Annotated in this window: 9 protein-coding genes and 3 pseudogenes; 6 read left to right on the top strand and 6 right to left on the bottom strand. The window is 68.5% G+C overall.

Annotated elements, in window-relative coordinates:
• Positions 1-5 precede the first annotated feature (5 nt).
• From AB0H62_RS24055 to AB0H62_RS24040, 4 genes and pseudogenes are all read left to right on the top strand, one after another.
• A pseudogene (locus AB0H62_RS24055) lies at positions 6-2,801 on the top strand (DNA gyrase subunit A); the annotation flags it as partial.
• 899 nt (positions 2,802-3,700) lie between these two features.
• On the top strand, positions 3,701-4,567 hold the full coding sequence (locus AB0H62_RS24050; protein ID WP_360588263.1) for a hypothetical protein: 867 nt from the start codon (positions 3,701-3,703) through the stop codon (positions 4,565-4,567).
• 85 nt (positions 4,568-4,652) lie between these two features.
• A complete protein-coding gene (locus AB0H62_RS24045) occupies positions 4,653-5,966 on the top strand; it encodes a PepSY-associated TM helix domain-containing protein (RefSeq protein WP_360588261.1) in 1,314 nt (437 codons plus the stop codon).
• Positions 5,963-6,322: a hypothetical protein gene (locus AB0H62_RS24040; protein ID WP_220246607.1), complete on the top strand. Its 360-nt coding sequence runs from the start codon at positions 5,963-5,965 to the stop codon at positions 6,320-6,322. Before AB0H62_RS24045 ends, AB0H62_RS24040 begins: the two co-directional genes overlap by 4 nt.
• A gap of 88 nt (positions 6,323-6,410) precedes the next feature.
• On the opposite strand, the gene AB0H62_RS24035 is transcribed toward AB0H62_RS24040, so the two are convergent.
• Both AB0H62_RS24035 and AB0H62_RS24030 read right to left on the bottom strand, forming a co-directional pair.
• Positions 6,411-7,715, bottom strand: coding sequence for an RICIN domain-containing protein (locus AB0H62_RS24035; RefSeq protein ID WP_220246606.1), 1,305 nt, complete (start codon positions 7,713-7,715; stop codon positions 6,411-6,413).
• Positions 7,716-7,769: 54 nt separating this feature from the next.
• The gene (locus AB0H62_RS24030; protein ID WP_360588258.1) at positions 7,770-9,614 is read right to left on the bottom strand and encodes a glycoside hydrolase family 3 N-terminal domain-containing protein; all 1,845 of its coding nucleotides are present in this window, start codon (positions 9,612-9,614) and stop codon (positions 7,770-7,772) included.
• A gap of 167 nt (positions 9,615-9,781) precedes the next feature.
• Between AB0H62_RS24030 and AB0H62_RS24025 the strand changes: the two genes are divergently transcribed.
• Together AB0H62_RS24025 and AB0H62_RS24020 are read left to right on the top strand one after the other, a co-directional pair.
• A complete protein-coding gene (locus tag AB0H62_RS24025) occupies positions 9,782-10,573 on the top strand; it encodes a hypothetical protein (RefSeq protein WP_360588257.1) in 792 nt (263 codons plus the stop codon).
• A gap of 59 nt (positions 10,574-10,632) precedes the next feature.
• Positions 10,633-10,893 carry a hypothetical protein gene (locus AB0H62_RS24020; protein WP_220246603.1) on the top strand — a complete coding sequence of 87 codons (261 nt, stop codon included), beginning with the start codon at positions 10,633-10,635 and terminating at the stop codon, positions 10,891-10,893.
• Here AB0H62_RS24020 and AB0H62_RS24015 read toward each other — a convergent pair.
• The 4 genes and pseudogenes from AB0H62_RS24015 to AB0H62_RS24000 all read right to left on the bottom strand — a co-directional run bounded on the left by AB0H62_RS24015 (position 10,865) and on the right by AB0H62_RS24000 (position 13,725).
• Positions 10,865-11,966 (bottom strand): annotated as a pseudogene (locus AB0H62_RS24015) (NlpC/P60 family protein). The gene AB0H62_RS24020 and the pseudogene AB0H62_RS24015 sit on opposite strands and share 29 nt — an antisense overlap.
• Positions 11,963-12,280, bottom strand: a pseudogene (locus AB0H62_RS24010) (hypothetical protein). The pseudogenes AB0H62_RS24015 and AB0H62_RS24010 overlap by 4 nt, the downstream one beginning before the upstream one ends.
• A gap of 81 nt (positions 12,281-12,361) precedes the next feature.
• On the bottom strand, positions 12,362-13,162 hold the full coding sequence (locus AB0H62_RS24005; RefSeq protein ID WP_360588254.1) for a thioredoxin domain-containing protein: 801 nt from the start codon (positions 13,160-13,162) through the stop codon (positions 12,362-12,364).
• A 5-nt stretch (positions 13,163-13,167) separates the two neighbouring features.
• Positions 13,168-13,725, bottom strand: coding sequence for a MauE/DoxX family redox-associated membrane protein (locus AB0H62_RS24000; protein ID WP_220246602.1), 558 nt, complete (start codon positions 13,723-13,725; stop codon positions 13,168-13,170).
• Positions 13,726-13,785: the final 60 nt, after the last annotated feature.

The raw sequence follows: 13,785 nt of genomic DNA, 5'->3' as shown, positions 1-13,785 counted from the left end.
CTACCGTGGCACGCCGCAAGGGCACCACCACCAAGGTCGATCCCAGCGCGTTCGACTCCGCCGGGGCCAACGTCTTCGACAACTCGCTCAAGACAGAGATCGAAGACTCGTACCTGGAGTACGCGTACTCGGTCATCCACTCGCGCGCGCTGCCTGATGCGCGGGACGGGTTGAAGCCGGTGCACCGGCGGATCTTGTTCTCGATGCACGAGCAGGGTTACCGGCCGACACACGCCTACGTGAAGTCGTCCCGCGTGGTCGGCGATGTAATGGGCAAGTTCCATCCGCACGGTGACGTCGCGATTTACGACGCCATGGTGCGGCTGGCGCAGGACTTCTCGCTCAACGTTCCACTGATCGATGGGCACGGCAACTTCGGCTCCCCGGACGACGGTCCGGCTGCCAGCCGATACTGCTTGACGGGCGACACCCGGATTCGGCTCGCCGATGGATCCAGCCCTCGCATCGGCGATCTGGTGAACCTGCCCGCCGACTCCGAGGCCGACGCCGACTTCGAGGTACTGGACAAGGACGGCAAGGCAGTCCGGGTCGACAAGGTCTTCAACTCCGGCGAGCACCCCACCGTCCGGATCACGACGAAGTCCGGGTTCTCGATCCAGGGCAGCGAAAACCACCCGGTGCTGTGTCTCGAGGCGCCCATGGGCGTCCCGATGTTCCAGTGGCGCCAGCTCGACGAGGTCAAGCCGGGCACCGTGGTGTGTCTCGCTCGCAACGCGTGGACCCAGGTCGTTCCGACCGCCGATGAGCACATCACCGCCGCGTTCGCCTCCGCTGATGCCGAGTTCGTGCCCGAGTCGGTCTGGGCCGGCGGTCCCGGCGTCAAACGAGCATTCCTGATGGCCCTGTTCGAGCGCGGTGGGGAATGCCGACGGGCCGGTGGCGCGTACACGGTCGAATACCCGACCCGCTGCGAGCGGCTCGCATCGGAGATTCAGGAACTGCTGGCCGAGTTCGGTGTCATCGCCACGCACGAACGCGGCACTGTCGGTTCGGTCGAGCACCGGCTGGTCGTGTCCGGTCCGCGCGAGATCCAGGCGTTCGCCGAGCGAATCGGCTTCCTGAAGACCAAACACGCCGACCTGCAGGGCCTGCTGGAGCAGTTCGGTCGGCACGCGCACCAGCTCAGTGACGACCGGGTGCCGTTCGTCGCGGACTACGTCGGTAGCGATGTCGACTTCGATCGCATCGAACGCTGGGAGACCGAGCGGCTCCGGATCATCGACCGGATCAAGGACACCGAGGTCCTCTCCACGATCCTGCCGATCATGGACTCGGGTTACCGCTTCGAGGAGATCACCGAGGTCGAGGCCTGCGATCCCGCCGAGGTCTACTCGGTGCGCGTGGCCACGGAGGACCATTCGTTCCTCGCCGGTGGTTTCGTCAACCACAACACCGAAGCCCGCATGTCTCCCGAAGCAATGCACCTGGTCGGCGAGCTCGGTGAAGACACCGTCGACTTCCGGCCCAACTACGACGGTTCCCTCGAAGAGCCGTCGGTGCTGCCCGCGGCGTTCCCGAACCTGCTGGTCAACGGCACGTCGGGCATCGCGGTCGGCATGGCGACCAACATGATCCCGCACAACCTCGGCGAGGTCATCGCGGCGGCGCGGTGGCTGATCACGCACCCGACGGCGACGCTCGACAAGCTGATGGAGTTCGTGCCCGGCCCCGACCTGCCGACGGGTGGCAAGCTGCTCGGCCTGGACGAGGTGCGCCGCGCGTACGCGACGGGTCGCGGCGTGGTGCGGATGCGCGCGAACGTCGAGACCGGGCCGCTGGAAGGCAGCCGCGGGCGGCAGGCGATCACGGTCGTCGAGCTGCCCTACGGCGTGGGCCCGGAGAAGGTGATCGAGAAGATCACCGACGAGGTCAACAAGTCCAAGCGGCTCACCGGCATCGCCGACGTCAAGGACCTCACCGACCGCGAGAACGGCACGCGGCTCGTGATCGAGTGCAAGGTCGGCGTGAACCCGCAGGCGCTGCTGGCGGACCTGTACCGGCTGACGCCGCTGGAGCAGTCGTTCGGCATCAACAACCTGGTGCTCGTCGACGGCCAGCCGCAGACGCTCGGCCTCAAGGAGCTGCTGGAGGTCTTCCTCCGCCACCGCTACGACGTGGTCACGCGGCGCACCAAGTTCCGCCGCCGCAAGCGTGAAGAGCGGCTGCACCTCGTCGACGGCCTGCTGATCGCGCTGCTGAACATCGACAAGGTCATCAAGCTCATCCGCGAGAGCGAGAACGCGCAGGCGGCCAAGGACGGCCTGATGACGCGCTTCAAGCTCTCGGAGATCCAGGCCACCTACATCCTGGACACGCCGCTGCGCCGCCTGACCAAGTACGACCGGCTGGAGCTGGAGTCGGAGCAGGAGCGGCTGCGCGAGGAGATCGCGGAGCTGACGACGATCCTCGACGACGACTCGGTGCTGAAGAAGCTCGTGTCCTCGGAGCTGGCGAAGATCGCGAAGGACTTCCCGACCGAGCGGCGCACCGCGCTGATCGACGGTGACCTCAAGGAGGTGCTGGCGGCGTCGAAGCCGTCCGGGCCGCTGGAGATCACCGACGACCCGTGCCAGGTCATCCTGTCGGCCACCGGCCTTGTCGCCCGCACGGCGGCGGAGTCGGAGGAGTCGTCCGAGGTCAGGCGGCGCAACGGCCGCGTGAAGCACGACGCCGTGTCCGCCATCGTGCACACGACCGCGCGCGGGCAGGTGCTGCTGGTGACCAGCCGCGGGCGCGCGTTCAAGACGGACGTGCTGCCGTTGCCGGTGCTGCCCGAGCAGGCCGGCACGGTCTCGCTGCGCGGCGGCATGGCGGCGCGCGAACTGGTGCCGTTGGAGAAGGGCGAGACGGTGGTCGGCGTCGCCCCGCTGGGCGAGCAGGCGACGGGTTCACCGGGTCTGGCGATCGGCACGCGCGCCGGCGTGGTGAAGGTGGTCGCGCCGGAGTGGCCGGTGCGGTCCGACGAGTTCGAGATCATCACGCTCAAGGCCGGCGACGAGATCGTCGGCGCCACCTGGCTCACCGATGGTGAGGAAACGCTGGCGTTCATGTCGTCCGAAGCGTCGCTGCTGCGCTTCGCCGCGTCCCTCGTGCGGCCGCAGGGCCTGAAGGGCGGCGGCATGGCCGGCATCAACCTGAGCGCCGGCGCTTCGGTGGTGTTCTTCGGTGCCGTCCGCACCGATGACGACGACCACGGCGAGCCCATGGTCGTCACGGCCACGGGCCAGTCGGTGAAGGTCACGCCGTTCAGCGAGTACCCCGCGAAGGGCCGCGCCACGGGCGGCGTGCGCGCCCACCGCTTCCTCAAGGGCGAGGATTCGGTGGCCGTCGCCTGGATCGGTCCCCGCCCCGCCGCCGCGGCCCGCAACGGCGACCCCGTGGAGCTCCCCGAGGTCGACCTCCGCCGCGACGGCTCCGGCCACGCCCACCCCGGCCCGGACGTCGTGGGCCACACCATCGAGCGAGACTGAGCTCTCTTCAGGCGGGGCACTTGCCAGGTGGCGGGTGCCCCGCTTTTTCTTGTCCCTCGATCGTGCGATGCGTTATATATCGCCTTACGATACATTCGAGCCATGGCCACTCCGCGCGGTCACCGACGGTGAGGCTGGGTCTCGACTGGGAGCGGTCATCGTGAACGGCGCCGAGCCGGGACCGACGAACACGGCAAGGAGGTGACGACGTGAAACCCCTGGAACTCAGGTATCGCCGGCTCACGCGGGTGTTGCCGGCGCAATACCGGCAGGCGTGGGAGGACGACATGGTCTCCACGTTCCTCGAAACCACGACCGCACACTCCGAGGACCCTGCATTCGAGCTGGACTACGGCCGGCCGGACGCCAGGGAGGCAGCGAGCGTCCTCGCGCTGGCGGTGCGGCTGCGGTTGAGCGACGAAGGGCCGACCCGCTACGCGCTCGCCGGAGAAGTCGTCCGGCGGCTGGCGTTGGCGGGCGTGGCGTTCCAAGCCGCGTTGGCACTGATCACCGGGGTTCTCCGGCTCACGTGGCCGCCGCCGCTGGTGCGGGAGGCGCCGACGGTGGCGCTTGTGGCGGAGCTGTTGTGGTTGCCCGCGTTGGCCGCACTGCTGGTCGGCCGGAGGAAACTCGCCGCGGCATTCACTCTTGCGGCAACCATCGGCACGTTTCTGACTCTTCCGAGCAACTGGGCCCAGCTCGTGCTGCAAGTCGCGACACTCGCAGCGATCGCCGTATATCCCAAGCCCGTGACCGTCCACACCCGATGGTGGCTGGCTGCCACCGGGATCACCGCTGTCGTGGCGTTTGCCGTGCAGTGGCTGGGAATCGTGGACGAGGTCACGGTGGCCGGGGTCCTGACGATCGCCGTCGGGCTCGCGCTGCTGACCATCGCTCGGCAGGCAGCACGCGAGACCTGGCTGGCCGCGGCGACCATCGTCATGATCGCCGTGCTGGCCACCGTGCCAAGCCTCATCGGACACCTCGTCCCGATCGCATGGGGAGTGATCGGAGCCCTCGCCATCACCGGCACCGCATTGGCCATCCGAACCAGGAGGACCCACAAAACCACCTGAGCATCACACCCGAGCTCACCTCGACCCTTTACGTGAGAGTTAAGTAAGGCTAACCTCACTTTGATCACCGGATCGAGGGGGACGGATGAGCACCGACGAACTGACGCGCGCCCAGGCGCCGGCCCGCTCCGGCAAGTTCAGGCGCTGGCTGAAGCGCAAGCCCGTGCGGCGTGTCTTGGTCGTGACGCACCGGTGGACGTCGCTGGTGCTGGGGTTGTTCCTGGTGCTCGAGACGACGTCCGGGGCGATCCTGCTGTACCGCGGCGAGTACTTCCGCGCGACGCACAGCGACTTCTACCACCAGACGCCCACCGAGCACCCGATCAGCCTCCAGCAGGCGCGCGACATCGTGGCCACAGCGCACCCGGGGTTCTCCCCCGCGTGGGTGAGCAACGATGGCGGCGTGATCGCGGTCGGTGACCCGGACTTCGTCGAGGCGTACGCAGTCGACCCCGGGACCGGGCACATCAACGGGAGCACCCGGCTCGAGAGCGGGGTCATGGGGTTCCTCGCGAACCTCCACGACTGCGGCCTCACCTGCGAGGGCTACCCGGGCTACGTGTCGTGGCTCGCGAAACCCGTGCCGACCATCGGGTTCGCCTGGCCGCCCGGCACGAACTGGGGGCTGCTGCTCGAGGTCGTGCTCGGGCTGTTGATGGTGCTGCTCGCGATCACCGGCATCGTCGTGTGGTGGCCCGGCTTCCGGCGCTTCTCCCGCGGCTTCCGCGTCCGCACGAGCAAAGGCCGCTTCGCGCGTGACTACGACCTGCACAACGTGATCGGCATCGTCGCGGTGCCGTTCGTGCTCATGTGGGGCGTCACCGGCGCCGCCTTCTACCTGCCGCCGGTCAAGGACGCGTGGCTCGCGGTCACCGGCGGGACGGCCGCCGACCCGCAGAAGTACTCATTCACCGCCAACGCAGCCGCGCCCGGCACCCCGGAAATCGACATCGACCAGGCGGCCGCCGCGGCGCTGGCCAAAACTCCCGGCGAAATCAGGTACCTGACCACGCCGCAGGACGGCTACTACAGCGTCTCCATCGCCAGTGAGGGCTACCAGCCCTACGGCGCCCGCACGTTCTTCGGCGGCGACCACACCGTGTACGTCGACAGCCACGACGCCACCCACCTGTCCGATGTGGACGCCATACCCGAGCCGGGTGCGAACTCGTTCTACGACAAGGTCTTCGAGCCCGCCCACTTCGGCTGGCTCGTCGGCGGCTGGTGGCGGATCGTCTGGTTCGTCCTCGGCCTCGCGCCGCTGGCGTTGATGCTCACGGGGATCTCGACCTGGCTGTTCCGCTCCGGCTCGAAACGCCGCCGTCGCAAAGCCAGGGCACAGCGGGAAACACGGCGCGAAACACTGCCGAACACAGAAGCACGCCAGGCAACGGCGTGATCGAAACACTGGCCTTCGCCACCACGGTGGTCTGCGTGGCCGGCGGGCTCGCCGTGCTCGGCACCGGGCTCGCCGGCCGCTACCGCCGCGAAAAGGCACTCCCGGCACTCGCCGTCGTGGAGCTGGCCCTCGTCGTCCAGGCCATCGCCGACGTCACCGGCCTCCTGACCGGAGACCGCCCCGCCGAACTCGGCATGCACCTCGCCTATCTCGCGACTTCCCTCGTCCTGCTCCCCGCCGCCACGGCGTGGTCGGCCAACGAACAAGGCCGCTGGGCCGCCGTCGTCATCGCCGTCGCACTCCTCGCGCTCGCCGTCGTCGTGATCCGCACCCAAACCACCTGGCGACCGACATGAAAAAGGCCGCCCCGGGGCAGGAAACCCCGAGGCGGCCCCGAGCCGGGCCAGCCGCCGCGTCAAGGCGGACCCGGCACGTACCGAAAACTCAAGCGATCTTGAACGACTGCGCCGCCCCGCCGTTGCAAGTGGCCTGCACGAGCCGCACGGAGTCGGCCGTCGAACCACCGGGCACCGTCAGGCACTTGCCGCTGTGCCGGGCGGTCAGGTGGTAGTAGCCGCCGCCCTCGGACACCGGCAGCCACTGCTGGTTCGCGCCGTTGCTGTAGGACCACAGCTGGATGCCGGCGTTGTCCGCAGTGGACACATCCTGGACGTCGAGCACTTCCGCCGCGTTGCCGCGGTTGTTCACGCGCACGTACCCGTCGCTGGTCGGCTGGAACTGGTACTGCTGCGCGTTGGTGGCGTTGCAGGTGTACTGCTGCACCACGGTTCCGTTGGTCGTGCCCGCCGCGGCCGCGTCGACGCACTTGCCGGTGGCCTTGTTCACCACCGGGTACCACGCGGTGGACGAAATCCCGCCGGCGGGCGGTGTGGTGCCACCGTCACCGGTGGCGCCGCCGAGCCAGCGCAGGCCGTCGAGCACGAAGCGGTTCTGGTCGGGGCTGGCGAACGTCGACGACAGCGCGGTGTTGGTGTCGTAGTTCATCTTGTTGTGGCCGAAGTTCGCGTAGATCATCTTGTAGCTCTTGTTCGTCCACATGATCGGGTAGTACCCGCTGTACCACGTCTGCGACGGGTCGTCGCCGACCGGGAACGTGCCCGGGTCGAGCGAGGCCAGGATCGAGATGTTCGGGTTCTGGCGCAGGTCATTCTGCCAGGAGTACCACTCGCTCACCGAAGACTGGATCGTCGCCGGCAGGTTCACCGTGGACGGGTGCGTGCGGTTCTCGATCTTCAGCGTCTCACCGGTCGGGCCCCACGAGTTGGAGACGAACCGGCCGGTGCCGAGGAAGTCGTTGTGGAACCAGTTCGAATAGGACGGTGACGAGTTGTCGTTGTACGCCGTCACGTGGAAGCCGAAGAACCCGCCGCCGGAGTCCATGTAGCGCTTGAACCCGTCGAACTGCGCCTGCGACTGCGGCTGGTCGTCGAGGAACATCACCACCGCGGCCTGCGAGGTGGTCAGCGAGGTGAGCTGGTTCCAGTTGTTGGTGGCCGTGAACGTGTAGCCGTTGGCTGCCGCCTGCTGCTGGAACCACGGGCGCGCTTCGTTTTCGAAGCTGATGTGAGCCGCGTCGTACGTGCCGCTGTAGAAAGCGAGCACTTTGAACGGCGTCGCCGCGGCGGCGTGCGGCGTCAGCGCGGGCGAACCGTACGCGAGGCCGAGGCACGCGGCGAAGAACACCAGCGCTTTCCCGACCAGCCCGAACGGGCGTCGTTTGGCGAACATGGGCGATCCTTCCGGTGGGGGATGGGGAGAGGAGGAAGGGTTACTTCTGGTGCATCACCACGGGAAACGCTGGTGGTAGCGCAGCCCGTAGCCGAAGGGGAACAACGCGGGCTTCCCGTCGCCGACGTTGATCGGCTGCTGGTCGGCGCTGCGCATCCAGGTGACCGGCAGCTTGCCGGTCGGGTTGTAGTCGCCGAAGAGCACGTCGGCCACGCCCTGGCCTTCGCTGCCCGGCAGCCACGATTCGATCAGACCGGCCCAGCCCGGCAGCTGCTTGGCGATGTCCAGCGGACGGCCCGACACGAGCACGACCACCGTCGGCACGCCCGAGTCGTGCAGCTTCTGCAGCGTCGCGAGGTCGGTGGCGTCGAGGCCCATGTCCCCCGGCCGGTCGCCCTTGGTCTCCGCGTACGGCGTCTCCCCCACCACAGCGACGGCGACGTCGTAGGACTTGTCGATCCCGCTGCCGTCCTTGCTGAAGGTGACGGTGGACGATTTCTTCACCGTGTTCTCGATGCCCTGCAGGATCGTCGTCCCCGGGATGACCGGTCCCGACGTGCCCTGCCAGCCGACGGTCCAGCCGCCGGCCTGGTTGCCCATGTCGTCGGCGCTCTTGCCCGCCACGAAGACCTTGTTGCGGCTCTTGTCGAGCGGCAACACGTTGTGTTCGTTCTTCAACAACACCTGTGACTCCCGCACCGCCTGGCGCGCAAGGTTACGGTGTTCCTGACTGCCGATGGTGCCGAGGTAACGCCGGTCGGTGAGCGGGTGTTCGAAAAGCCCCAGCTGGAACTTCTTCGTGAGGATGCGCCGGTTGGCGTCGTCGATGCGCGACATCGGCACCTTGCCGTCCTGCACGAGAGTGCGCAGGGTGTCGATGAACTTCTGCCAGTCGTAGGGCACCATCACCATGTCGATGCCCGCGTTGATCGATGCCTCGACCTCGTCGGGTGTGAAGCCGGTCTGGCCGTCGATCTTGTCGACGCCGTTGTAGTCCGAGACGACGATGCCGTCGAAACCGAGCTCCTTCTTGAGGACGTCGGTGACGAGGTAGGAGTTGGCGTGCAGCTTCACGTCGTTCCAGCTCGAGTAGCTCACCATCACCGAGCCGACGCCGCGCTTCACCGCCTCCTTGAACGGCGGCAGATGGATCGCGCGCAGTTCCTGCTCGCTGAGCTGCGTGTTGCCCTCGTTCACGCCGCCGGTGGTGCCGCCGTCGCCGACGTAGTGCTTCGCCGTCGCCAGCACCGACGCCGGACCGCCCAGCGAGCGGCCCTGCAGCCCGGTGATGATCGACGTCATCTCCGTGGCGAGCTGCGGCACCTCGCCGAACGACTCGTACGTCCGCCCCCAGCGGTCGTTGCGCGCGACGCACAGGCACGGCGCGAAGTCCCAGTCGATGCCCGTGCCGGACACCTCTTCCGCCGTGGCGCGGCCGATCTTCTCCACCAGCTTCGGATCGCGCGACGCGCCGAGCCCGATGTTGTGCGGGAACACGGTCGCGCCGTACACGCCGTTGTGGCCGTGCACCGCGTCAACGCCGTAGATCAGCGGGATACCCAGCGGTGTTGCCAGCGCGGCCTTCTGGAAGCCGTCGTACATGTCGGCCCAGGTCGCCGGTGTGTTCGGCGTCGGCTGCGAGCTGCCACCCGACAGCAGCGACCCCAGCCGCCCCGTCGTCACGTCCGCCGGCGATTTCACGCCCAGCCGCTCGGCCTGCATCATCTGGCCGAGCTTGTCGTCGAGCGTCATGCGCTTCATCAAATCCGCGACGCGCACCGAAACCGGCCGCCGCGCATCCTTGTACACAGGCTGGTTCCCGGCCAGCGCCGGCGCGTGCGCGCTCACCGTCAGCGCCGCGGCCAGCACCCCCAGCGTGATCGAACGACCAACGCGCATCTGGCTACTCCTCGTCGAGGGACCAAACTTCACGTCTTGAATTAATACACAGGTTTCACGAGTGGTCCAGACCTTGCGGACAAACCGGTTGCCGGTGACCGGGACCGCCGAAAAGGCGAACAATGCGGCTGTACCGGGTAATCTGGCCCTCGGCCTGGGGAGGGACCATGACTCGCAAGTTCGTCGCGCCCGCACTCATCGTGCTCGCCGTGCTGGTGATCGGTGCGCTCGTTTACACCTTTTCGCGAACGACGCCGGCGGCACCCACCGCTTCGACCGCCCCGCAGAACTGGGTCACCTTCGCCGCACGGGTCGACGGCATCGACCCCGGCCCGGACCCGGCCTCGGTCGTGATCCACGTGCTGCTGCCCGCCGGTAACCCCGGCTGCTCCCGTTCACCGCACGTCGAGCCGATCCCCGGAGCGACGGAGACAGCGGACGCTGTGAACACCAACGTCGTCTATGAGTCGTCGAACTCGGCCTTCGGCGCCTGCCCGACCCAGCAACTCGCGGACGTCCCGTTCACCGCGGCAGCCCCGATCGGCAACCGCGCGCTGGTGCTGAACACCGACGCCTGGCACCGCACGGGCGCCACGTTCGCCCGCTGCGACGAGTTCCTCGGCTGCACACCGCCGGCCGATCACTGCGCCGACGCGTGGGTCGACCGGGCGGTGTTCGACCTCGACGTGCCGGTGAAGCACCTGCACGGAGTGCGCGACGTGCTCGTGTGTGACGGGCGGTGGCTGGTACTCGACCTCAACCGGCACGTCGGGGACTGCCCGGTCGGCAACACGAGTTGCGTCCCCCCGGCCGGGCCGGTGCAGCGAGTCGTCTACGCGTGGGACCCGCGGGGCTGGAAGCAGGAGAACGGCACGAAAACCGGCACCTGCGAAGAAATCCGCGCCGCGCTGCCGGAGTTTCCCCAGCCGTTGTGCGAAAAGCTGCCGCCGCGCCGTTAGTCAAAAGGACCTCGTTCATCCGGTCGCCCGCGCGTCGCGTGGCGCGGCTCGAAAGGTCCATGATCAACGAAGCCAGCGCGTCCGAGCCGGAACGCAAGGCGCTGCGCGAAATCGTCAAGCCCACCAACAAACCGCCGGGCGCCACCGAGACGGCGACCCCGTGCGATTCCGCCTCGCCCACCACCGGGCCCGAGCGCGCGAACCGCGCGTCGGCTTCCGCGCCGGCGCGGGCGGAAGCGTCCGCGATGCGCGCGGCTTCCAGACCGACATCGAACTCAGCCACGAAAATCCTCACCCCGTCGGCCGGTAGAAACCGATGAACTGCTGCCCCGCGTTCGTCGTGCGGATCTTGCCAAGCTGCACGGGATCGCCCGCCTCGACCATCTGCCCGTCGCCGATCACCATGGCGACATGGCCGGACCACACCACGAGGTCGCCGGGCAGCAGCTGGTCGATCGACGGCACCTCCGCGCCCACAGTTTGCTGCCGGGCCGTGCGCGGCAGCTGCAAACCCGCGTCCTGGTACGACGTCATCGTCAACCCACTGCAGTCCAGCCCCTGCCCGCGCGCGGTGCCGCCCCACACGTACGGCCCGCCGAGCTGCGACAACGCGGCGCGCACGGCTTTCGCGGCCGTCTCGTTGGGCGCCTTCACCGTCCGCCCGCCGGGCAGGTTGATGTCGACGCCGGTGCCCGGCTGCGGCGGGATCGCCACCGGCAGCCGGGGCTTCCCGACAAACCCGCCAACCCCGACGACACGGCCACCGCCGTCACCCCCACCGGCGTGCGCGCCGTTGCTGTTGAACGACTGCGGCACATGAGACGCCTAGCTGGTCGTGGTCGCATCGGACCCCACCCAGCTGCCGGCCCAACGAGGTCAGCTGGTTGATCGTCTGTTCCGAGAACTTGGCCGCCTGCCCGGTGAGCTGCCCGATCTTCGTCTGCAGCTGCAGCAGGATCTGCCTGGCCGCGGCCGCGCGGCTCTCCGGCGGCTGGATTCCGTTCACAGCCTGCAACGCCTTCATCGACGCCGCGATCTCCCGCACGACCTGGTCGCGCACCTGGTCGTTGCGGATCTCGCCGACGTGCAGCGTCTCCGCCGCCGCGGCCACCGCCTTCTCGATCTCGGCGCTCTCGTCGAGCAGGTCCTGGATCTCCTTCTCCAGGCCCTGCGACGTCGCACTCGCGCGATCGGCGGTGTAGCCGGACGCGGAGTCGGCGAGCTGAGAGCGCTGCGAGCCGGCTTGATCACGGACCTGGCCGACGGACGTCCGCAGCGCCACGTGCCCGTCACGCGCGCCGTTGACGGCACCCGGGTCGTGCTTGAGCTTGGCCGCGAGCTGGTTCGTGGTGTCCAGCCCGCCGCGCACGACCTGCTCGACCTCGGCGGTCACCGAAGCCTGCGGAGCGCGTCGCCGTGCTCCTCCTCCACCGCGGCGAAGTTGCCCTGTGTGCGCCGCGCGGCCTCGCCGACCTGGTGCCACCCACCGCCGAGGGCGTGCAGCCGCTACTGCAGCGAACGCATTCGCGCGCCGTACGCGCCGGAGAAGCCAGACTCGTGGCCCATGTCGGAGAAACCGACCGTCACGTGCGGGGCGATGTGCCGCGAGCCCGCCAGCCGGACGTCGTCCCCGAGTGGATCGACCTGGCGCGCGTACGTCTCGTAGGCGCCGTCGGCGGCGTGAAGACCAGAATGAAAACCGGACACAACCCGCCCCTCCCCTGAGCCGAGAGGGCCAGGTTAACGGACGGGTTGTGCCCGGACAGGCGAAATGACCGGATCAGGTGGTCAGCTGCCGGTGCCGTTCAGCACGCCGGTGAGCCAGTCGCCCTGGGTCGAGATGGCCTTGCCGTTGACCGCGACGGTCGGCGTGCCGAACCCGTGCTGGCCATTGGGGAAGTCCTGGGCCAGGTTCGAGTCGTTCTCCGTCTGCTGGAAAGCGGCCTGGATCTGCTGGTCGTAGGTCCCGGCGTTCACCGTCTGGTCGAACTTCGGGTCTGTGATGCCCAGGTCGTGGCCGAGCTTGATCAGCTGCGCCTTGTCGTAGCCACGGCCGCCCTCTTCCGGCTGGCTCTTGAACAGCGCGTCGTGGAACGCGGTGAACTTCTGCGACGAGACCGCGGCCAGCGCCGCGTTGGCCGAGTCGAGCGAGTAGCCCGGCGGGTCCGAGTTCTCGTTGAGCAGCGTCACCATGTGGTACCGGACGGTCAGCTGGCCGCTGTTGACCGCCTGCTCCATCTTCGGACCGTAGGTGTCCTGCAGCTGCTTGCAATACGGGCACAGGAAGTCGGCGTACAGGTCGATGGTCTTGGGCGCGCCGGGCTTGCCGACGGAGACGACCACGCCGTCGAGCTTCTCGACCACGCCGGGGCCGAGCGTCGTGGACGTAGTCGGCGCGATGGCCGTGCCCTCGGTGGAGTTCTTGCTCGAGTTGATCCACACGACGCCGCCGATCACCACCGCGGCGACGACCACGACCGCCACGACGACGGCGATGATCTTGTTCCGGTCGCTCGAGGCACCCCTCGCCTGCGCGACCGACTTCGCGGCCTGCGCCTGGCGTTGGCGCTTCCGCGCTGCTTCACCCACGGTTCCTATTTCCCTTCAGCGATGCTCGGGGAGTACTCGTCCCCCAGCGCCGCGGAGCTCCCTGTCTCCGCGGAATCCTCCACAGCCGCATCCTCCACAGCCGCGCGCTGCCGGCCCCAGCCGAGCCAGCCGTCGACCGAGAAGAACGAACGCGGACGCACCATCAGCCACACGGCCAGCACCGCGAACCCGGTGTCGCGCAGGATCTCCTGCGGGTACTCGGTCTGGCCGGCGGCCACATGCCCGCCGCCGCCGAAGCAGCCGCAGTCGATGCTCAGCCCGCGCGCCCACGACTGCGCGATGCCCGCCACGAGCACGGCCAGCATGACCAGCGCCGCGGTGGCGACCCAGCGCGTGGCCAGCCCGAACAGCAGCAGCAGGCCCAGCACCAGCTCGACCAGCGGCAACGCGGTCGCGACCGGCCGGACCAGCGCGCTCGGCAGCACGTCGTAGGCCTGCACGGCGATGAACGTCTGCCCCGGCGAGGCCAGTTTTATGGCACCAGAAACGAGCCACACGGCCGCGAGCCCGAGCCGGGCGAGGGTGCCGATGGTGTCGAGCACGGGTTGGGACAGTCGTCGCACACGCCTAGGCTAGCCGCCGGACCTGAGAACTTCGTGAGT

It is taken from the genome of Amycolatopsis sp. NPDC050768 (assembly GCF_040654155.1).
Taxonomy (GTDB): Bacteria; Actinomycetota; Actinomycetes; order Mycobacteriales; family Pseudonocardiaceae; genus Amycolatopsis.
This window is presented reverse-complemented; position numbering and strand designations above follow the sequence as displayed.